Here is a 19008-nt window from a genome sequence, read left to right on the forward strand (position 1 = left end):
AACACTGATTTGACTATAAGCATTACTGGATAACGAACGCGGTGGAGCGCACATGTCAGCTCTGGGAAGCAAGAAGGGCGCGGCGGACCTGATCCTGTTAGTGGACGACGAGCCCCAGATACTGTTTGGATCATCGGTCATGCTGCGGCAGGCGGGGCTTGGGCGGGTGAGGACGCTGGATGACATCCGCCAGCTATTGCCGCTTTTGGCGGAGGAGGAGCCGGGGGTGATCGTCCTCGACCTGCAGATGCCGCACATCTCAGGCAAGGAGATGCTCGGAGAGCTGAGCTGCGGCTATCCGGGGATCCCGGTGATCATCGTCACCGCGGCCAACGAGCTCGACACGGCGATCGACTGCATGAAGCTTGGGGCCTTCGATTACATCGTGAAGCCGGTCGACCCGACCCGTTTCGTGACCAGCGTCAGGAAGGCGCTGGACCGCAACACCATGCAGCGCGAGATCGAGTCGCTGCGCGAGTCGCTTCTCACCGGCAGGCCCGCCAACGAGGAGGCCTTCTCGTCCATCAAGACCAGAAGCCCGCGCATGAAGGCGATCTTCAGCTACCTGGAGGCGGTCGCCCCCACCGAGCAGCCGGTCCTCGTCACCGGGGAGACCGGGGTGGGGAAGGAGCTCATCGCCCGCGCCGTGCACGAGTTGAGCGGGCGCCGGGGGCCGTTCGTCCCCGTGAACAGCGCCGGGGTCGATGACCACGTCTTCTCGGACACCCTCTTCGGACACAAAAAGGGCGCCTTCACCGGCGCCGACCACGCGCGCGACGGGATGATCGCCCGCGCCGCCGGGGGGACCCTGTTCCTCGACGAGATCGGCGAGATGTCCCCGGCCACCCAGGTGAAGCTTTTGCGCCTTCTGCAGGAGGGGGAGTATTACCCGCTGGGGTCGGACCTCCCTGCCGCGAACCAGGCCCGGGTGGTGGTGGCGACCAACCGCGACCTTTCCGCCGCCATCGCCGGGGGGAGCTTTCGCCGCGACCTTTACTACCGGCTCTGCGCGCACCAGGTGCACATCCCCCCGCTGCGCGAGCGCACCGAGGACATCCCGATCCTCCTGGAGACCTTCGTCGAGGAGGCGGCGCGCACGCTGCACAAGGAGGTCCCGGAGTATCCCTACGAGCTCCCGAGCCTCCTCGCGGGGTACGCCTTCCCCGGTAACATCAGGGAGCTGCGCGCCCTGGTCTTCGACGTGGTGACCCGGCACCAGAGGGGGAAGCTATCCCTTATTCCCTTCCGCGACGCCACCGGAGTGGGACTTCCGACAGCGGCCCCGGATCCCGACGAGGGGGGGGAGTGGCTGAACCTCTCCGCGGGATTCCCCACCCTGTCGCAGCTTACCCAGAGTCTCATAGAGGCCGCCCTCAAGCGCTCGGGCGGCAACCAGAGGGCCGCCGCGGAACTCCTGGGTATCAGCCGCCAGGCCCTCAATCAGCGCATAAGTAAAAAATAATGTAGCGGTTTCTCCCGTTTCCTCTCAAAACAACGCCCTCCGCGTTCCTACGCCACCTCCGGCGGGCAAGAAATCTTGTCCTGTCAAGTTTTCTTGCTCGCGTCTGTAACTCCATGCGCCATCGCGGGAAATCCGCATCCTTCCGCAGTTTTGTCAAGAAATCTTGCTGCACCGAAAAGCCCCCCCCGCACCCTGACGGTAATGCAAGCCCCGTGTACAGGGCGTTTGGCCTTTTTCTTACGCTGGCACGCCGCTTGCCTTGCCTGAGCAGCCCGGGGTGCGCTCATTAAAAGAGGCGCCGCTTACGTCGCGCCCTTCGGCGCGACCGGTACGGCCCGGCAAGGTCATGGAGAAAGGACGGAAAACGAGGTGCGTGATGCTTAAGAAAGTGCTGGTGGTCGATGATTCGGAAATGATCCACAAGATGTACCGCCTGGTTCTGAACCGTTACGGATGCGAGATTATCGACGCCATGGACGGCCAGCAGGCGCTCGACCTGCTGGAGAGGCACCAGGGGATACAGCTCATCCTGCTCGACATCAACATGCCGGTGATGAACGGGGTGCAGTTCCTGGAGAAGGCGGGCGCGCTGGGGATCACCAAGAGGATCCCCGTCGTCATCATCAGCACGGAAGGGAAGGAGGGGGACACGATCCGCGGGCTGCAGCTGGGGGCCAAGGGGTATGTGAAGAAACCCTTCAACCCCACCCTGCTGCACGAAATGATCGACAAGCTCGAGCTCCCCCCGGCGGAGGTTTCCACGTTCGTGGAATGCCGCGCAGCCAACACCCTGTAACCAGCGGCCGCGGCCGCCGGCCCGGGCCGGCGCGTGATGCGGCCCGAGCATGGAAGGGAATGAGATGATCCTCAACAAAGTCCTGGTGGTGGACGATTCGGCGCTGATTCACCAGATGTACCGCCTGGTCCTGGCGCGCTACCGCTGCGAGGTCGTGGGCGCCAACAACGGCCAGGAGGCGCTCGACATCCTGGCGCGCTTCGACGACGTGCAGCTCGTGCTTTTGGATATCAACATGCCGGTGATGAACGGGGTGCAGTTCCTGGAGAAGGCGTCCCAGCTCGGCTTCACCCCGCGGGTGCCGGTGGTGATCGTCAGCACGGAAGGGAAGGAGGAGGACACCATTCAGGGGCTCAAGCTGGGCGCCTGCGGCTATCTCACCAAGCCCTTCACTCCGAGCCAGCTGCACGAGGTGATCGTGAAGGTGCTGCAGCAAAGCGCGACCGGCATGGAGCCGGAGGGGGAGATGGCCCTTGAGCGGTGAGTGCGATTTCTCAGCCCTGATCGGGGAGTTCGTCGAGGACGCGGGGGGGCACCTGGACGCGGTGGAGGGGTTCCTCCTCGAGCTGGAGCGGCGCGCCCCGGCCGGTTGCGACGGCGAGCTGGTCACCCTGATCCAGGGGCACCTGCACACCCTCAAGGGGAACTCCGGGATGATGGGGCTCACCGCGCTGCAGCAGTACGTGCACCGGCTGGAAGAGGTGATGAAGCAGACCGGTGCGGGCGCGCTCCCGCTGGGGGCGGCGCTCTTTGGCGCCCTCTACGGCGGGATCAACGCGCTCCGCGGCGCGCTGATGAGTTTCGCCCGCACCCCGGACGCCCCCCTGGATTTCACCCATGAAGAGTCCCTGCTCGAGGCGCTGGGCTCCGCCCCGCAGACTCCCGCCGGAGGCGGAGATGAGCATGGGCACGAACATGAGCAAGGCCATGGGCACGAACACGGGCACGAGCCTGTCGCCGCGGCCGCGCCTTCCCGCCCCGCCTCCCCGTCTGAATTCGGATACATCACCCAGAAAAGCAGCACCCTCAAGGTGAACTTCGAGAAGCTCGACGAGCTGTTAAACCTCATGGGCGAGCTCGTCATCCAGCGCACCGCCCTCACCACCCTGGAAAAGCGCCTGCGTGAGACGGTGTCCGACCGGGAGCTCCTGAACGCATTCAACGAAACGAGCCAGCTGATCGGCAAGAGCACCGACGACCTGCGCCAGTCCATCATGAAGGTGCGCATGCTCCCGGTGAAGACCGTGTTCCAGCGCTTCCAGCGCCTGGTGCGCGACCTCTCCCTCACCCACGGCAAGGAGGTGCGCCTTCTGCTCGAGGGGGAGGATACCGAGCTCGACAAGACGGTCCTCGACGAGATCGGCGAGCCCCTTTTGCACCTGATCAGAAACGCCGTGGATCACGGCCTGGAGACCCCGGGCGAGCGGCGCTCCCGCGGCAAGGAGCCGCGCGGCACCCTGACCCTCAGGGCGCGCCACGAGAGTAACCACATCGTCATCTCCGTCTCCGACGACGGGGGGGGGATGGACCCTGAGGAGATCCGCAGCAAGGCGGTGCAGCGCGGCGTGCTCGAGCCGGAAGCGGCCCGCGGCATGACCTCCGCGGAACTGCTGCAGCTGGTCTTCGTCCCGGGATTTTCGACCAGGAGCGAGGTGACCGAGACCTCGGGGCGGGGGATCGGGCTCGACGTGGTCAAGAAGATCGTCTCTTCCCTAAACGGCATCATCGAGATCGAATCGAAGCTCGGGCGCGGCACCACCTTCACCATCATGCTCCCGCTGACGCTCGCCATCATCACCGCCCTCATGGTGGAGGTGGCGGGCGAGACCTACGCGGTGCCGCTCTCCGGCGTCCTGGAGAGCGTCCAGGTGCGGGGTGAGGAGTGCCACGACACGGGGAGCGGCGAGGTGATCATGCTGCGCGACCGGGTGCTTCCTCTGTACCGGCTGGACCGCTTCTTCGGGCGGGCAAGCGCGGAGCAAAGGGAACAGGAATACGTCGTGGTGGTGGCCAGCGGCGACAAGAAGGGCGGACTCGTGGTGGACCGCCTGATCGGCCAGCAGGAGATCGTCATCAAGGGACTGGACGACTACTTAGGGGAGCTCCCCGGGATCTCCGGCGGCACCGTGCTCGGCGACGGCAGGGTCTCGCTCATCGTCGACATCCCCTCGATACTGGGGCGCTGACCCCGCAGGGCACAAGAGTTATCGCAAAGGAGACAGGCATGGCAGAGCAATTCAACCTCCCAAGCTCAGGGCTGGCGGAGGACGTGCTGGCCCGGTTCATCGAACAGGCCCAGCAGGAGGTGGACCGGGACGTTTCGGTCTCTTCCGGCACGGAAGGGGGGGGGAAGCTGCAACTGGTCACCTTCCGCCTGGGCAGGGAGGAGTACGGCGTCGACATCAACAGCGTCCAGGAGATCATCCGGGGGGGGGGCATCACGGAGGTCCCCGGTGCACCCCCCCACGTGAGCGGGGTGATCAACCTGCGCGGGAAGATCATACCGGTCGTCAACCTGCGCCGGCGCTTTGGCCGTCCCGACGTCGAGGAGAACGAGGAGCAGCGGATCGTGGTGGTGGAACTGGGGGAGAAGCGCCTGGGGATGCTGGTCGACTCGGTGCGCCAGGTGATCCAGTTCTCGGCCTCCCTCGTCGAGGAGATGCCCGAGGACGCCACCACCCCCGAGGCCAGCTACATCGGCGGCATGGGGAAACTCGACGGCCGCCTGATCATCATTTTGAATCTCAACCGCGCGCTCTTGCTGTAGCACGGGGCACCAGTAAAGGAGAAAGTAGATGTTAAAGAACGTTCGCATAGGGGGCCGGCTCGGCCTTGGTTTCGGCATCATGCTGCTCATCGTGGTCGCGGTTGGCGGCACCGGTTACTGGGGGGTGAGAGAGAGCACCCAGACCACCATCGCCATGCTGCAGGGGGACGCCACCATCTCGGAACATGCCTCCCGGGCGCGGGCCAACGTGGTCGGGCTTCGGCGCTACGAGAAGGACCTTTTCCTCAACATCGGTGACCGCGAGAAAGAGAAGGAATACCTCGGGAAGTGGGGCGAGCAGCGCGAGCACCTGGAGAACCGCCTGAAGGACCTGGAGAAGCTCGTGGTCCTGCAGAAGGAGAAGGACGGGATCAAGGCGATGAAGGAGGAACTCTCCGCCTACGAGGCCGGCTTCAAGAAGATCTACAAGGAGATCGAGGCCGGGCGCATCAAGAGCCCGGCTGCGGCCAACGTCGCCGTGGAGCCGTACAAGGCGGGGATCCACAAATTCGAAGAGGTTTCCAAGGAGCTCGCCGAACAGAGCAACGAGCGGATGGACAGTAAGGAAAAGGTCATGCTTGCCCTCTCCCGGCACGTGACGCTTCTGGTCCTTTCGAGCATCCTGGTGAGCCTCGTCGTCGGCATCCTGGTGAGCTTTTTGATCACGCGCAGCATCACGGTTCCCATCAACGCGGCGGTCGAGGTGGCGAAGACCGTGGCCCAGGGGGATCTCACCGTGGCGGTCGTGGTGAACTCGAAGGACGAGGTGGGTGAACTCCTTTCAGCCATGCAAACCATGGTGCAAAACCTCATGGCCATGATCGGCAAGATCCGGGGCACCTCCGGGGAGGTGGCCTCCGCCGCCGGGCAGATTTCGGCCAACACGCAGCAGCTCACCAAGTCCGCCCACGGTCAGGCCTCGGCCACCGAGGAGACCTCGGCCACCATGGTGCAGATGGCGGCCTCGATCCAGACCGTCGCCGGCAACGCCGATGCGCTGGCGGCCAACGCGGACGAGGTTTCCTCCTCCATCGAGGAACTTGGGGCCTCCAGCGAACAGGTGGCGAAGAGCGCCGACGTGATGGCGAGCGCGGTCGCCGAGACCTCGGCCACCATCGAGCAGATGACCGTCTCCATCGAGAACGTGGCCCAAAACGCGGAGGAGCTGATGTCGTCGGTCGCGGAGACCTCGGCGACCATCGAGCAGATCACCGTCTCCATCGACCAGGTGGCGGCGAACTCCCAGGACCTGCAGAAGGTGGTGGGGGATTCCTCCTCGACCATCGAGGAGATGGCGGCCTCGATCCGTCAGGTGGCGAAAAACGTCGAGGAGGCCGACCAGGTGGCGAAGGGGGCGGCCAAGGAGGGGAACGCCGGGCTCGAGGCGGGGCAGCAGGCCGTCACCGCCATGGGGCGCGTGGCTGAGGTCATCGAGAAAACCTCCGAATCGATCCTGAACCTCGGGCGGCGTTCCGAGGAGATCGGCAACATCGTCAAGGTGATCGGCGAGATCGCCGACCAGACCAACCTGCTCGCCTTGAACGCCGCCATCGAGGCGGCGCGCGCCGGCGACGCCGGCCGCGGCTTCGCCGTGGTGGCCGACGAGGTGAGGAAGCTGGCCGAGCGGAGCATGGGGGCCACCAAGGAAATCGCCCTCGTCATCCGCCAGGTGCAGGCCGACACGGGCGAGTCGGTGAAGTACGGCGAGATCGCCTCGCAGGAGGCGAAGAACTCCATGGAACTCATCACGCTGGCCGGCAATTCGCTGGAGAACATCGTCTCCAGCATCGAGCGCACCAGCACCCTCATGTCCGACATCGCCCGCATGACCGCCGAGCAGTCCAACGCCTCCAGCCAGGTGATCCGCGCGGTGGAGCAGATGAGCGGTGCTTCCGACGTGGTTGCCAACGCAGCCCGCGAGCAGGCGGCCGGCGGGAGGCAGATCAGGATCGCCGTGGAGCGGATGAACCAGCTCACCCAGGAGGTGACCGGTTCCGCCAAGGAGCAGGCCCTTGGGAGCCGCCAGATCCGCATCGCGGTGGACAACATGAACCAGGTGACCAGCCAGGTGACCATCGCCACCCGCGAGCAGTCCCTCTCCGCGCGCCAGATCGTCTCCGCGGTGAACTCCATGACCTCCATGACCCAGTCGGTGGCCAACGCCACCGCCGAACAGAAGAAGGGGGGCGATATGGTGGTGACCGCCATGGACAACATAAGCGACATCACCCGGGAAAACCTCTCCGCCGTCGAGCAGCTCTCGCGCGCGGCCCAGAACCTCACCCTGCAGGCCGAGGAGATGACGGCGCTGGTAGGGACCTTCAAGGTGAACTGAAATGGAACCCGGGGGCAACCTGGCATACCGGGACGTGGCGCCGGACCCCTACCTGGACAGGATACGGGAGCGGGTTTTCGAGAGGAGCAGGCTCTACTTCGCGCCGCGCAAGCTCTCCCTTTTCAGGCAGCGGCTGGAAACCCGGCTGGCGCAACTGGGGCTGGCCGACTACCGCTCCTACCTGAGCCACCTGGAGGAGACCCCGGCGGAGTACGCCTCCCTGCTCGACTTGATGACCATCAACGAGACCTTCTTCTTCCGTAACCCCGACCAGTTCCGGCACCTGCGGCAGGTCGTGCTGCCGGAGCTGGAAATGGCGCGGGGGCGGGAGATGATGCGCTCGTGGGGGAAAAGAGACAGCGGCGCCGGCGCGGGCACCATGAAGCTGCGCATCCTCTGCGCCGGCTGCTCGACCGGCGAGGAGCCCTACACCGTCGCCATGACCCTCCTCGAGACGCTGCGCTACCCCAAGGCATGGGATATCGAGATCGTGGCCGGGGACATCAGCAAGAGCTGCCTCAAGGTGGCCCGGGAGGGATTTTACGAAACCGAGCGGCTGCAGAACATCCCCCCCCACCTGATCGGAAAATACTTCACGGCGACGGCCGGCGGCGCGGTGGCGGGGGAGGAGCTGAGGGGACTGGTGCGGTTCATTCCCCTCAACCTGAACCAGGTCATGGGGGGGGAGCTCCCCCGGAGCTGGAAACGGGCTGGGGCGGGTTCGACGTCGTGTTTTGCCGCAACGTCATGATCTACTTCTCCCCCAGCTGCCAGCAGCTCCTCGTGGAGACCCTCTCGCGGCTCCTGGCGCCGGGGGGGCACCTTTTCACCGGCGACGCCGAACCGCTGCACCTTTTCAGTCACGACCTCGCGGCGGTCCCCGATGCCAGCTGTCTCGTCTACAGGAAATTGGAGAACCTATAAAATGCTTCTGCCCAACGATGCCCCTGGCGCCCAATCCCTTCCCTTGCAGGATTGTTCACTACCGGAGCTCCTCCTCCTGGTCGGCGACGCCGAACGCGGACGCAAGAGCGAGGCGCTGGACACCATCATCGGCCGCGGGGTGCAGCAGATCTACCCGTCCCTGGAGGCCGCCGTCCGGGACAACGACAACGCCGACCTGAGAAACGGCGCCATGGAGGTGCTGGTGAAGCTTGGGGGGGAGGCGGTCCCCCGTCTGAACGGGCTCCTCTTCGACGGCGACGAGGAGATCCGCAACTTCAGCGCGGTGATGCTCGGGGACATCGGCAGCCGCGAGGCGGTGGAGCCCCTGATACGGGCGCTGGCCGACCCGGACAGCAACGTGAGCCATTCCGCGGCCGAGGCGCTCGGCAAGATCGGCGACCGCAGCGCGCTGGTGCCGCTTTTGGAGCTTCTGAAGGGGGATTTCTGGCTGCAGTACCCCGCCATCTGCGCCATAGGCGAACTCAGGGATTACCGCGCCGTCCCCCACCTGCTGCCGCTTCTGGACAACGAGCTTTTGCGGGGCGCGGTGGTGGAGGCGCTGGGGAAGGCCGGTGACCATCGCGCCCTCTACGCGCTGGCCGGCATCCTCCCCTTCGTGGAGCAGGATCTGGCGCGCAGCGTCGCGGTCTCGATGGCGGCCATCAGCCAAAGCCTCAACGACGAGATGAGCTACAAGAACCGGATCGAGGCGGTGGGGCAGCAGGAACGGCTGCGCCAGCTGATCTCGGGGCGTGGCGTGGAGCGGCTCAAATCGATGCTGCAGGAGCCGGGTGAACCGGAGTCGTCGCAGGCGGCGGCGATGCTCCTTGGGTGGATGGGGGAGCTTTCCGCCATGGACGGGTTTTTTCAGCTCCTGGGGGACGAGCGCAACTACCAGGTGGTGGAGAGCGCCGTACTCGCCCTCGGGATATGCGCGGAAGGGAAGCTTCTGGGCGCGCTCGATCATGACAGTGCGGCCGTCCGCCTGGTGGCGCTGCGCGCGCTGCGCTGGCTCGGCGTTCCCTGCCAGGCCGCGGAACTGGCGCGCCTGCTCGCGCAGGACGACGAGGCGGTGCAGCTCGAGGTGCTGGAGACCCTGCAATCCTTTCCCGACGAGTCGCTCCTGCCGCAAATGAAGGCGATGCTCGTCAGGGGGAGCGACGCGCTGGCGCAGCAGGCGGCCCAGGCCCTGGGACGGCACCGCCTGGGGCCGGTGCTGGAGCTTTTCGGCGAGCTCGCGCAAGCCCCCGACGCCGGCGCGCGCCGCCGCGCCGCGATGCTCCTTGGCTGCCTGAAGCATGGAGGGGGGATCGAGAACCTCCGCCTGCTCTGCATGGACGACGATCCGGAGGTGCGGGCCGAGCTGGTCCGGTCCATCGGGAAGCAGCAGGTCTCCCAGGCCGTGCCGCTTTTGTGCCGCGCGCTGTGCGACACGGAGGAGCCGGTGCGCGAGGCGGCGGTCATCGCCGCCGCGGAACTGGGAGAGCCGATGCTCCTGGACGAGCTCCTGGCACTTCTGGGGAGCGGCCGCGAGGATCTCGATTACTGCGTGATCCGGGCGGTTGGCGACATGGGGGCGCGTGACGCGGGAAGTTTCCTGGTCAACTACCTCTCCCAGGGCGTTTCGCGTCAGCTGGAGTACGCCATCGTGGAAACCCTGGGGAAACTCGCTTACAAGGAGGCCTCGGAGCTGATCCGCAGGCGCTACCTGCAGCACGGCGATCCCGACTTCAGGAGACTGGCGGTCTACACCCTGGGTGAGCTGGCCGACCAGGAGTCGCTCAAGGGGGTCGAGGAAGCGGTGGCGGACGCGCACTGGAGCGTGCGCATCGCGGCCCTGCGCGTTTTGGGGAAAATCGGCGGAGGGCGCGAGCTCCCGTTGCTGCTCAAGGGGATAAACGATGCCGACGCCATGGTGCGCAAGCACGCCATCACCGTCCTCGGGGAGCTGCGCAATCCGGTCACGGTGCCGGAACTGGTGGCGCTGCTCGACGACCCGGAGGTAGGGAGGCAGGCGTTCGAGGCGCTGGTGGCGTTCGGGCGCGCCGGGCTCCCCTGGCTGCACCGCATCATGAAGAAGAACTACAAGGCGGATTTGCGCGAGCGGGTGATCGACGTCATAGGGAAGATCGCCGACCACAAGAGCGTGGAACCCCTTTCGGAGCTCCTCGACGACGAGAGCGAGATAGTCCGGCTCGCCTGCATCGACGCGCTGTGCCACTGCTACGACGCCTCCCCCTTGAAAAGGCTGATCCAGGTCAGAAAAAACGATGCGAGCGCCGAGGTAAGGACGAGGGCGGAGCTCGCCCTGAAGAGTTTCGCGCAGCAGGAATACCTCTGATGCCTCTGGAGAAGGTCGTCATGCAGGCCGAGGAGTTCAGGCTCATCAAGGAACACGTGGCCGCCTTCGCCGGGCTGGTGCTTGAGGAAGGGACGCAGAGGGGGCTGGCAACGAAGCTCTTGCCCCGGCTGGAGGAGTTGCGGCTGCGCAACTTCACCGACTATTACTGCTACCTCAAGTTCTCCCCCGGCAGGGACGCGGAATGGCGGCGCCTCGTTCCCCTTCTCACCAACAACGAGACCTATTTCTTCAGGGAATCGTCCCAGCTCTCCGTCCTCGCGCAGGAGGTGCTGCCGGCGCTCAAGGAGGCGAAACTGGCCGCCGGCGAGCGCTCCATCCGCATCCTCTCCGCCGGCTGCTCGAGCGGCGAGGAGGTCTACACCCTGGCCATGCTCCTTCTGGAGTCGGGGTGCTTCTCCTGGGACTGGGACGTGCGCATCACCGGTCTCGACATCGACGAGCGGGTACTGGACGCGGCCCGGCAGGGGGTCTACACTGAGCGCTCGTTCTGGGCCACGGAGCCGCACCTGGTGCAGAGGTACCTGAAGCGCCACGGCGACAAGTTCGTGGTCAGGCCGATGCTTAGGAAATGGACCGGCTTCACGCAGGGGAACCTCCTCGACCTGGCGAGCGTGGCGGGGGAGCGTTTCGACATCATCATTTGCCGCAACGTCCTCATCTACTTCGGGGACGACAACGTGAAGCGGGTGCTGGACAACTTCGGCGCCCTCCAGCCGCCGGGGGGGTACCTCTTCCTCGGGCATTCGGAATCCCTTGCCAGGACGCAGGCGTCTTACCTGCCGCTTCGTTTTCCGGGCGCCATCATCTATCGGAAGAGGGGGTGACGTGATGGGTGACGTGAAGAAAAAGATCCGGGTCCTGGTCGTGGACGACTCGGCCTTCGTGCGCCGGGCCATCATACGGATGTTCGAGGAGAGCCCCGACATCGAGGTGGTCGACGTCGCCGGCAACGGCAAAAGCGCCGTCGAACTCGCCAGGAGCCTGCGGCCGGACGTGATCACCCTCGACGTGCAGATGCCGGTCCTGGACGGTATCTCGGCGCTGGAGATGATCATGGAGCAGTGCCCCGCCCCCGTGATCATGTTCAGTTGCCTCACCGGCAAGGGGGGGGAGAAGACGCTGAAGGCCCTCGACATCGGGGCGGTCGACTTCATAGACAAGAGCTCCGCGGGAGGGGCGATGGACATCGGCGCCCTCGCCAAGGAGCTGACCGCGAAGATCAAGGTGGCGGCCGGCGTGGACCTGGAAAAGCTGCGCGGCGCGGCACGAAAGCCGGAGCCGGGCCCCGCCGCCCGGGGGGGCGGGAAGAGCCGCGGCACCGAGGTCGTGGTCATGGGGACGTCGACCGGCGGCCCCCCGGCGCTGCAGCAGGTGCTAAGCGCGCTCCAGCCTCCTCCCTGCCCGATCCTCATCGTGCAGCACATGCCGGCGGGATTCATCACTTCGCTGGCCGCGCGTCTGGACCGCAACAGCTCATTGACGGTGAGGGAGGCCAGCGACGGCGAGGCGGTCGTGGCGGGGAACGTCTACCTGGCCCCCGCCGGGTGGCACATGCGGCTGCGGCGCAAGGACGGGGGGCTCCAGGTATGGCTCGACCCGGAGCCCGCCGGGCACCTGCATTGCCCGTCGGTCGACGCGCTCTTCGAATCCGCCGCCGAGGTCTGCGGCAGCCGCTCCCTGGGGGTCGTCCTGACCGGGATGGGTAAGGACGGCGCGGCCGGCGCACGGGCCATCAAGATGGCCGGGGGACGGGTCGTCGTCGAGACGGAGGAGACGGCCATCGTCTACGGCATGCCCAAGGCGGTCGCGGAAACCGTCAGCGTGGACGCCGCGGTCCCCCTGTACCGGGTCTCGGACACCATAACCGGCATGGTCTAGCGGCCACGCCGTCACCGCACGCGGAACCGGGCAGCCCCTTCCGCGCCAACCTTTCCTCCCAACTGTTCCTCCCCCCACACCATCCACGGACGTCCCCTCTTCAGCTTCCTGACAGATATCCCTTCGCGCCGGCGCGCAGCCTCAGCGGGTCCGGCTCAAGCTCCCGGGTGAACTGCCGATAAGACAGGAAACCTTCAGCCCGCGGAGCCCGATTACATGCCTCACACCACCAAGATCCTTGCCGTCGACGACGAACCCGTGTTCCGTTTCCTGCTGGAACGTCAACTGTGCGAGATCGGCTACGAGGTCGTCAGCGCCGTCGACGGGATGCAGGCGCTGGAGATCCTCGAACGGCAGCCGGTCGACCTGGTGCTCTCCGACCTGGTCATGCCGAGGATGGACGGCCTGCAACTCATCGGGGAGGCGCAGAAACGGCACCCGGAAACGCCCATCATCGTCGTCACGGCGCACGGCAGCGTTGAGAGCGCGGTGGAGGCGATGCGGCGCGGCGCCTACGATTACCTGGAGAAGCCCTACGACCCCGAGGACCTGCGCATCACCATCCAGCGCGCCCTCGACTACCACCGCGTCGTGCGGGAAAACGAGCAGATCAAGGGGCTTTTAACCGAGCGCTACACCTTCCAGAGCATCGTGACGGTGAACCCCGCCATGAAGCAGGTGCTGGAGCTCGCCTCGCGGGTGGCAGCCGCGCGGCAGACCACGGTGGCGATCTACGGGGAGAGCGGTTCCGGCAAGGAGGTGCTGGCGCGCGCCATCCATTTCGCCGGCAAGGGACTTCCCGCCGAATTCGTGGCGGTGAACTGCGCCGCCATCCCCGAGCACCTGATGGAGAGCGAGCTCTTCGGGCACGTGCGCGGCGCCTTCACCGGCGCCGACCGCGACCGGGAGGGGAAGTTCAGCCTGGCCCGGAAGGGGACCATCCTCCTGGACGAGATCGGTGACATGCCTCTTTCACTGCAGGCGAAGCTTTTGCGCGTGCTCCAGGAGCGGGCCTTCGAGAAGATCGGCAGCAACACCCCCATTCCCGTTGACTGCCGCGTGATCGTCGCCACCAACCGCAGCCTCGCCGGGCTGGTCGCGGCGGGACGCTTCCGCGAGGACCTCTACCACCGCGTCAACGTCTTCCCCCTGACCATCCCGCCGCTTTGCCAGAGAAAGGACGACATACCGATCCTGTGCGGCCACATCCTGGAGCAGCTGCGCCAGCACCTGGGGAAACCGCTGCCGGGGATCTCGCAGCAGGCCATGGACCTGATGCTCGACTACCGCTGGCCGGGCAACGTGCGCGAGCTGCGCAACTGCCTCGAGCGGGCGGCCATTCTCACCGACAACGAGATGATCCGTCCCGTGCACCTGGGGCTGGCGGGGACGGAGCCGGAGCCGGTGCGAAGCGCGAGTGACGGGACCAGGGTGAGTTACCATCTCTCCCTCCCGGAAGGGGAGTTGTCGTTGGAAGCCCTCACCGGGCAGATCCTGAACCTGACCCTCGAGCGTTGCGGCGGCAACAAGTCGAAGGCGGCGCAGCTTCTCAAGGTGAACCGGAAAGCCTTCTACCGTTCGTGATGCACCATCCTGTGATGGAACCCCCTCACAGGCCCTGCCGACAGCACCGTAAGTCTCCCCCGTGGATTTTTGGCGTTGCCAGACAGCGCCCGCGACGCGCCTGACCCCCTTTCCGGTGTCCCCCCCGGGTACCGGCCCCATCGAAACTTTCGGGCAACGGCGGTGAGCCGCCGCCCGCGGTGAACGGACGGCGCGCGTCCCCGGTCACGGGACAGCTCCCGAGTTATCCTCTGCAGCGGCACTGTCCCTTTGCCGCCCACACTGTCCCGGTCGGGGACAACCGGACCTCGCCGGTCCGGTACAAGTAGCTGAAACCGCGTAAGTGGGCGGGTTGGCACCACTCCTGCTCTTACCTGTAGCAAACGACTCGACCTGTCCCGTACGGGACAGGCATTGATGCAACGGCCACCACAGCTTCCTTCGGGACCTGCCGGCACAACGAACGCACGGGAGACATGTCATGAGAGCGATCAGAGATCTTAAAGTAGGCATAAAGCTGGCGGCGGGGTTCGCCTGCGTGGCCATCATAGCGGTGGTCATCGGCTTCATCGGCATAAGAGTCACCAACAACCTCAACGCGGAAGGGAAAAGGACCTACGAGACGGTGACCGTTCCCCTGGGGGATCTGGCGGGGATGTCGGTCTCGTTCCAGCGGGTCCGGATCAACGTGCGCGACGCGGTGGAGGCGACCGATCCGGCGCTGCGCCAGCGTTACGTGGATACCACGGCGGCGCTGCGCCAGAACATCTCCGAGCGCGCCGCACGCTACGAGAAAACGATCACCACCAACGAGGAGCGGGGGCTGTTCCGAGACTTCGTCCAGGCGAGATCGGTGTACCTTGGGTACGTGGAAAAGATACTCACGCTCGATGGCGCCGGGCGCGACGCCGAGGCCAGGGAACTCCTGCACGGCGCCGGCAAGGAGGCCGCACTGAAGCAGCAGGAGCTGCTGGACAAGCTGATGGTGGCCAAGGAACTGCAGGGTAAGACCACCGCGCGCAACAACGAGCTGGCAGCCGCCTCGGCCGCGCGCTCCATCGCCGTGCTCCTGGCGCTGGGGCTCGTACTCGCCCTGGTGCTCGGCGTGGTGATAACGAGGATGATCACCCGGCCGCTGGACAAGGCGGTGCAGGTGGCGAACCGGCTGGCAGAGGGGGACCTGACCGTCGAGGTGGTGGTCGATTCCAGGGATGAAACCGGACAGCTGCAGCAGGCCATGGGGCACATGGTGCAGAGCCTCAAGGCGCTCGTCTCACAGACCGTCCAGATCTCCAGCAGCATCGCTTCGGCTTCCACCCAGCTGCAGGGGACCTCGGCTCAGATCGCCACCGGCGCGGAGGAAGTCGCCTCCCAGACCGGGACCGTGGCCACCGGCAGCGAGGAGATGGCCGCCACCAGCGCGGACATCGCCCGCAATTGCGTCCTGGCCGCCGAGGCGTCCCGCCAGTCCAGCGACTCCGCGAACCAGGGGGCCAGGGTGGTGCAGGAAACCATCGCCGGCATGGAGGAGATCGCCGGCCGGGTGCGCCGGACATCGAAGACGGTCGAGGCGCTGGGGCACCGGTCAGAGGAGATCGGCGACATCGTCGGGACCATCGAGGACATCGCGGACCAGACCAACCTCCTCGCGTTGAACGCGGCCATCGAGGCGGCGCGGGCCGGAGAGCAGGGGCGCGGCTTCGCCGTGGTGGCCGACGAGGTCCGGGCCCTGGCCGAGAGGACCAGCAAGGCGACCAAGGAGATCGGCACCATGATCAAGGCGATCCAGGGGGAGACCCGCGACGCGGTGCGCGCCATGGACGAAGGGGTGCAGGAGGCCGAGAAGGGGGCCGCCTCGTCCCAGCGCTCCGGGCAGGCACTGGAAGACATCCTCAGGTGCATCAGCGAGGTGTCCCTGCAGGTGAGCCAGATAGCGACCGCCGCCGAGGAACAGACGGCCACCACGACCGAGGTCACCTCCAACATCCAGCAGATCACCGACGTGGTGCAGCACACCGCGCGCGGCGCCGAGGAAACCGCCATGGCCGCGGCGCAGCTGGCCCAGCAGGCGGACGAGCTGCAGACGCTGGTGGCCCGGTTCAGGATCGCCTAGCCCGCGCGCCCCGGTAAAAGCAAAAACGGGGGGCGACATTCCGCTCAAGGCGTGCGCCTTACCCCCCGAAGAAAGGAGCAAGCGGCTTGGAATCATAGCGCCCTGATCGGGGCCCGGCGACGAAGCGATAGAGGTGGCGTCATGCACGCGGAGCGCAGCCTGAAAATAACCATAGTAAGCACGCTGGCACTGGTGATCCTGCAGGGGGGATTCACCTGCCTCATACTGGAAAACCTGCAGGGGGGGAGAGGGGACGGCCCCGGCCTGCGACAGATGGCCCTGCTTCTCATCGCGGCCGCCTGCACCGTCTCCGGGTGGTTCCTGGCCTGGCACCACATGGCCCGGCGCGGCGACCCGGCCGCAGAGGCGGAGCCGCACGCCGCCCTGCTGCTGCAGTCGGTCGAGGAGGGGGTGGTCTCCGTGGACGGCGCGGGATATGTCACCTACGCCAACCAGGCGGCGCATGAACTGCTGGGGTACCAGGAGGGGGAACTGGCGGGGCGGGACCTGCGCGAGGTGATGCACCACGGCAAGGATCCCGACTGCACCCGCTGCGGCAAGGAGAGTTGCCTGCTGCACCCGGCCTTCACCGCAGGCAGGCGGCAGCGTGCCAGGAACGAGGTGCTCTGGCGCCGAAACGGCAGCTCCTTCAGCGCCGACTTCAGCTGCAGCGCGCTGGCCGGCGGCAGCCGCCCCGGCGCCGTGCTCACCTTCAGGGACGTCAGCGCCCGGCGGGAGGTGGAGGAGCGGCTGCGCCTGCAGGGGGCGGCCCTCGATGCGGCGGTGAACGGCATCATCATCGCCAACAGGCAGGAGAAGGTGATCTGGGTGAACCAGGCGCTTCGCCGGATCCTCGGATGCAGCCCCGGGGAGCTGCTCGGGAAGGACCCGAAACAGCTGTTCACGGCGGGGACGGAGCCCGAGCTTTTGGCGAGCCTCACGGAGAGCCTGGAGGCGGGGCGCCCCTGGCAGGGAGAAGTGGTGGGGCGCCGCGGCGACGGGACCGTGCTGGAGCAGGAGGTGACGGTCACCCCGGTCCTGGACGATACGGGCGAGCTCTCCGACTTCATCTGGATCATGCTCGACATCTCGCAACGCAAACGGGGGGAGGCGGCCCTCCTCGAGAGCACCCGGCTGCAGGAGGAGGCCAACCGGCAGCTGGTCAGGACGGTGCAGCGCGCCAACGAACTGGCGGTGAAATCGGCCCGCGCCTCGGCCGCGAAGAGCGAGTTCCTGGCCAACATGAGCCACGAGATCCGCACCCCCATGAACGCCATCGTCGGGGCGGGGCACCTGCTGCGGGACACCGAACTCTCCCCCAGTCAAAGCGAGTACCTGCAGACGCTGATGGTTTCCGCGGATCTCCTCCTGGGGGTCATCAACGACGTGCTGGATTTCTCCAAGATAGAGGCGGGCAAGCTCACGATCGAGCGGGTCACCTTCTCGCTGCAGGACGTGGTGCGCGAACTGCTGGCGGTTTATTCGCCCAGGGCGCGCCAGCAGGGGGTGGAGCTGCGCGTCGAGCTGGACCCGCAGATACCGGAACTGCTCGCCGGGGACCCGATGCGCCTGGCCCAGGTGCTCAACAACCTCCTGAGCAACGCCCTCAAGTTCACCCGCCATGGCGGCATCCACCTCGCGGTGAAACTCGCGCGCCAGGAGCCCGGGACCGCGGAGCTGATCTTCGCGGTGCGCGACTCCGGCATCGGCATCCTCGCCGAGGACCAGGCCCGGCTCTTTCAGGCCTTCACCCAACTGGACGGCTCGATCACCCGCAGCCACGGGGGGACCGGCCTGGGGCTCGCGATCTGCAAGCGTCTCACCTCCATGATGAAAGGGGAGATCTGGTGCGAGAGCATCCCCGGGGTGGGGAGCACCTTCTCGTTCTGGCTTCCCTTCGGCATCGCCGGCGCCGGCAGCGGGGGGGAGCGGAAGAAGGAGACGGGCTTCACCCCGTTCCGGCAGCAGCGGGTCCTGCTGGTAGAGGACAACCCCTTCAACCAGAAGATCGCCCTCGCGCTGCTGGAGCGGGGGGGGCTGCAGGTGACCGTAGCCTCCAACGGCGAGGAAGCGGTGGACCTGGTACGCCGCCGGGACTTCGACCTGGTGCTCATGGACATCCGGATGCCGGGCAAGGACGGGCTCACGGCGGCGCGGGAGATCCGGGCGCTGGGCAAGCCCGGGATGGAGACGCTCCCGATCCTCGCGTTATCGGCCAACGCCATGGAGCAGGACGTGGCCGCGAGCCTCGCGGCCGGCATGGACGGGCACATCGCGAAGCCCTTCACGCCGGAGTCGATGTACCGCGCCATCGCGGTCCACCTCAAAGACCCGGGTGCCGGTCCGGCGGGTGGCCAGGAGCAGGGGGGGCAGCGGCAACAGACGGTGAAGATCGACTTCGAGACCGGCGTGCGGCAGACCGGCGGCGACCGCAGGCTCTATCGCGACCTCTTGAAGCAGTTCGAGCGCGAGTACCAGGGGCAGGCGGCGGAGATCGAGCGCGAGATAAAGGCCGGCCACAAGGAGGAGGCGTCGCGGCTTGCCCATTCGGTCAAGGGGATCGCCGGGGTGCTGGCCGCGCAGCCGCTGCACGGGGCCGCCCAGCGGCTGGAGACGGCTTTGAAGGGGGACGGGAGCGCGGCCGGGGAGCTGCGCGATTTCGAGGAGGAATTGAAAGCGACCATGGCATGCCTGCAGGCCGACGGGTGGCAGAGCCTGAGTACCAGCGTGCCGCGCCGTGCCGGGGAGGCACGCGCGGACTCTCTCACGCGGTCCAAAGGGTAAAGG

Annotated in this window: 14 protein-coding genes; all 14 read left to right on the forward strand. The window is 66.5% G+C overall.

The features are described from left to right. Positions 1 to 52: 52 nt before the first annotated feature. The 14 genes from KP001_RS00330 (at position 53) to KP001_RS00390 (ending at position 19005) form a co-directional block, all read left to right on the forward strand. The gene (locus tag KP001_RS00330; protein ID WP_217287623.1) at positions 53 to 1462 is read left to right on the forward strand and encodes a sigma-54-dependent transcriptional regulator; all 1410 of its coding nucleotides are present in this window, start codon (positions 53 to 55) and stop codon (positions 1460 to 1462) included. 376 nt (positions 1463 to 1838) lie between these two features. Then, on the forward strand, positions 1839 to 2258 hold the full coding sequence (locus tag KP001_RS00335) for a response regulator (protein ID WP_217287624.1): 420 nt from the start codon (positions 1839 to 1841) through the stop codon (positions 2256 to 2258). Between the two features lie 64 nt (positions 2259 to 2322). Beyond that, on the forward strand, positions 2323 to 2742 hold the full coding sequence (locus KP001_RS00340) for a response regulator (protein WP_224963093.1): 420 nt from the start codon (positions 2323 to 2325) through the stop codon (positions 2740 to 2742). After that, complete coding sequence (locus KP001_RS00345; RefSeq protein WP_217287625.1) at positions 2732 to 4444, forward strand: chemotaxis protein CheA; 1713 nt, start codon at positions 2732 to 2734, stop codon at positions 4442 to 4444. The genes KP001_RS00340 and KP001_RS00345 overlap by 11 nt, the downstream gene beginning before the upstream one ends. Positions 4445 to 4482: 38 nt before the next feature. Then, positions 4483 to 5025, forward strand: a complete 543-nt coding sequence (locus tag KP001_RS00350) for a chemotaxis protein CheW (protein ID WP_224963089.1) — start codon at positions 4483 to 4485, stop codon at positions 5023 to 5025. A gap of 28 nt (positions 5026 to 5053) precedes the next feature. Then, positions 5054 to 7360, forward strand: coding sequence for a methyl-accepting chemotaxis protein (locus KP001_RS00355; RefSeq protein ID WP_217287626.1), 2307 nt, complete (start codon positions 5054 to 5056; stop codon positions 7358 to 7360). A 1-nt stretch (position 7361) separates the two neighbouring features. Then, positions 7362 to 8111: a CheR family methyltransferase gene (locus KP001_RS00360; protein ID WP_275423338.1), complete on the forward strand. Its 750-nt coding sequence runs from the start codon at positions 7362 to 7364 to the stop codon at positions 8109 to 8111. After that, positions 8090 to 8284 (forward strand): CheR family methyltransferase, encoded by a 195-nt coding sequence (locus tag KP001_RS22150; protein WP_275423339.1) that lies wholly within the window; start codon positions 8090 to 8092, stop codon positions 8282 to 8284. The genes KP001_RS00360 and KP001_RS22150 overlap by 22 nt, the downstream gene beginning before the upstream one ends. 1 nt (position 8285) lies before the next feature. Continuing rightward, on the forward strand, positions 8286 to 10646 hold the full coding sequence (locus KP001_RS00365) for a HEAT repeat domain-containing protein (RefSeq protein WP_217287627.1): 2361 nt from the start codon (positions 8286 to 8288) through the stop codon (positions 10644 to 10646). Next, on the forward strand, positions 10646 to 11491 hold the full coding sequence (locus KP001_RS00370) for a CheR family methyltransferase (RefSeq protein WP_217287628.1): 846 nt from the start codon (positions 10646 to 10648) through the stop codon (positions 11489 to 11491). The genes KP001_RS00365 and KP001_RS00370 overlap by 1 nt, the downstream gene beginning before the upstream one ends. A gap of 4 nt (positions 11492 to 11495) precedes the next feature. Then, on the forward strand, positions 11496 to 12545 hold the full coding sequence (locus tag KP001_RS00375; RefSeq protein ID WP_217287629.1) for a protein-glutamate methylesterase/protein-glutamine glutaminase: 1050 nt from the start codon (positions 11496 to 11498) through the stop codon (positions 12543 to 12545). Between the two features lie 216 nt (positions 12546 to 12761). Further along, on the forward strand, positions 12762 to 14129 hold the full coding sequence (locus KP001_RS00380) for a sigma-54-dependent transcriptional regulator (RefSeq protein WP_217287630.1): 1368 nt from the start codon (positions 12762 to 12764) through the stop codon (positions 14127 to 14129). Positions 14130 to 14589: 460 nt separating this feature from the next. After that, positions 14590 to 16221: a methyl-accepting chemotaxis protein gene (locus tag KP001_RS00385; protein WP_217287631.1), complete on the forward strand. Its 1632-nt coding sequence runs from the start codon at positions 14590 to 14592 to the stop codon at positions 16219 to 16221. A gap of 141 nt (positions 16222 to 16362) precedes the next feature. Continuing rightward, positions 16363 to 19005, forward strand: coding sequence for a PAS domain-containing hybrid sensor histidine kinase/response regulator (locus KP001_RS00390; protein ID WP_217287632.1), 2643 nt, complete (start codon positions 16363 to 16365; stop codon positions 19003 to 19005). Positions 19006 to 19008: the final 3 nt, after the last annotated feature.

This window comes from Geomonas subterranea (assembly GCF_019063845.1).
In the GTDB taxonomy this organism is placed as follows: domain Bacteria; phylum Desulfobacterota; class Desulfuromonadia; order Geobacterales; family Geobacteraceae; genus Geomonas; species Geomonas subterranea.

What these genes read in the sequence shown, in the direction of transcription:
- KP001_RS00330 (WP_217287623.1), top strand. Translation starts at nt 53, where the DNA reads ATGTCAGCTCTGGGAAGCAAGAAGGGCGCGGCGGACCTGATCCTGTTA.
- KP001_RS00335 (WP_217287624.1), top strand. Translation starts at nt 1,839, where the DNA reads ATGCTTAAGAAAGTGCTGGTGGTCGATGATTCGGAAATGATCCACAAG.
- KP001_RS00340 (WP_224963093.1), top strand. Translation starts at nt 2,323, where the DNA reads ATGATCCTCAACAAAGTCCTGGTGGTGGACGATTCGGCGCTGATTCAC.
- KP001_RS00350 (WP_224963089.1), top strand. Translation starts at nt 4,483, where the DNA reads ATGGCAGAGCAATTCAACCTCCCAAGCTCAGGGCTGGCGGAGGACGTG.
- KP001_RS00355 (WP_217287626.1), top strand. Translation starts at nt 5,054, where the DNA reads ATGTTAAAGAACGTTCGCATAGGGGGCCGGCTCGGCCTTGGTTTCGGC.
- KP001_RS00360 (WP_275423338.1), top strand. Translation starts at nt 7,362, where the DNA reads ATGGAACCCGGGGGCAACCTGGCATACCGGGACGTGGCGCCGGACCCC.
- KP001_RS00365 (WP_217287627.1), top strand. Translation starts at nt 8,286, where the DNA reads ATGCTTCTGCCCAACGATGCCCCTGGCGCCCAATCCCTTCCCTTGCAG.
- KP001_RS00370 (WP_217287628.1), top strand. Translation starts at nt 10,646, where the DNA reads ATGCCTCTGGAGAAGGTCGTCATGCAGGCCGAGGAGTTCAGGCTCATC.
- KP001_RS00375 (WP_217287629.1), top strand. Translation starts at nt 11,496, where the DNA reads ATGGGTGACGTGAAGAAAAAGATCCGGGTCCTGGTCGTGGACGACTCG.
- KP001_RS00380 (WP_217287630.1), top strand. Translation starts at nt 12,762, where the DNA reads ATGCCTCACACCACCAAGATCCTTGCCGTCGACGACGAACCCGTGTTC.
- KP001_RS00385 (WP_217287631.1), top strand. Translation starts at nt 14,590, where the DNA reads ATGAGAGCGATCAGAGATCTTAAAGTAGGCATAAAGCTGGCGGCGGGG.
- KP001_RS00390 (WP_217287632.1), top strand. Translation starts at nt 16,363, where the DNA reads ATGCACGCGGAGCGCAGCCTGAAAATAACCATAGTAAGCACGCTGGCA.